This is a genomic window from Actinoplanes xinjiangensis (genome assembly GCF_003148685.1).
GTDB classification, from domain to species: domain Bacteria; phylum Actinomycetota; class Actinomycetes; order Mycobacteriales; family Micromonosporaceae; genus Actinoplanes; species Actinoplanes xinjiangensis.
The window spans coordinates 1-1,379 of the sequence record NZ_QGGR01000082.1 but is presented as its reverse complement, the minus strand read 5'-3'; the positions used below and the strand labels follow the sequence as shown (position 1 = coordinate 1,379).

Annotated in this window: 1 protein-coding gene; it reads right to left on the bottom strand. The window is 67.2% G+C overall.

Translation table 11 applies throughout. The annotated features are described in order from the left end of the window. Positions 1-183 precede the first annotated feature (183 nt). Positions 184-1,329 (bottom strand): IS701 family transposase, encoded by a 1,146-nt coding sequence (locus BC793_RS48600; protein ID WP_109603426.1) that lies wholly within the window; start codon positions 1,327-1,329, stop codon positions 184-186. Between the last annotated feature and the right edge of the window lie 50 nt (positions 1,330-1,379).

Genomic DNA, 1,379 nt, shown 5'->3' with positions numbered 1-1,379 from the left:
TAGTACTGCAACCCGATGTCGTTGCTTACGGCGGTTCGAGTCGTTTGCGGTAGTGACAGGCTCGAGCTTGTTCCTGGCGTCGGCGGCGATATCGGGACCAGTGCCAGACGTGTGCGGCGGTGTGGACGGCAGCCAGAACGAATCTGGCGAACAGGCGGCGGATCTCGTTGCTGGTCAACGGGATCAGCTCACCGCCGTCGGCCGCGGTACCCCCTTTACGGCTTCAGCGGCGCGGGTCACGACCAGGAACGCCGCTGCGGCCATGGCCAGGGTGATATGCGCGTACCAGGCGTCGTAGCGGCGGACCTGGTACTGGTCCAGACCGACTTCGTTCTTCGCGGTCTGGAACGATTCCTCGATCGCCCAGCGCGCGCCGGCGACCCGGACCAGTTCCCGTAGCCGGGTCCCGCGCCGGCCGAAACACCGGTAATAGGCGATCTCGCCGGTGCTGAGCGACCGGCGGGCCAGGACCCAGCCGCGCCGGTCATCAGCGAACGGGGCCCGGATCGGCGTCCAGGCCCAGTCGTAGACCCGCGGGCCGTGGGCGCCGTCGCCGCAGGACAGCCGCTTCCAGGCCCCGGCCCGGATCACACCGATCATGTCCTTGACCGGCCGGTCGGTATGTAGCCCGGCCGGGACCTCGTCGTCGTTACGGGTCGCCATCACATAGGCGATGTCCTGCTCGTGCAGCCAGTCGCGCAGGCCGGGATTCTGCCCGAACGCCTCGTCGGCGGTGAACCACGCGAACGGCACCTTCGCCGCGACCGCCCGCTCGATCATCGTGCGGGCCTGCTGCGGCTTGGTCGCGAACGCGACGTCGTCGGGCACCGCCGCCCGTTCGCACCGCTGCCGATCGTCAGTCCAGGACTTCGGCAGATACAACTCCCGGTCGATCAACGCCCGGCCTTTCGGCGTCGCGTAGGCCAGGAACGTACCGATCTGGCAGTTCTCGACCTTGCCCGCCGTACCCGAATATTGCCGTTGCACCCCGGCCGAGCGGACGCCCTTCTTGACGAACCCGGTGTCGTCGGCGATCAGCACCCCGTCGGCGCTACCGAGATGTTCGACCAGGTAATCCCGCACGTCATCGCGGACCAGATCCGGTTGCCAGCACGGGCTGTAGAGCATCTCCTGCACCGCGTTCGGTGACCGCCGGCCCGCGTGTTCAGCGATGGTCCACCCGTTACGCCGCTCCAACGGAGCCAGCAACCCGCGAATGTAGGCGAACGCCAACCGGCGCGGCTCCACCCGATAAAAACGGCTCGCTAACAGCGCAAACAAGTCATCCAGACCCGCTTGCCACTCCGCGAGCACCGCCCCACCCAACATGACCAGTCAACGAGCGACCGCTGCTCAAGTCGCAACACCGGGTTGCAGTA

Coding starts and splice junctions, on each gene's coding strand:
- BC793_RS48600 (WP_109603426.1), bottom strand. CDS start 1,329: ATGTTGGGTGGGGCGGTGCTCGCGGAGTGGCAAGCGGGTCTGGATGAC.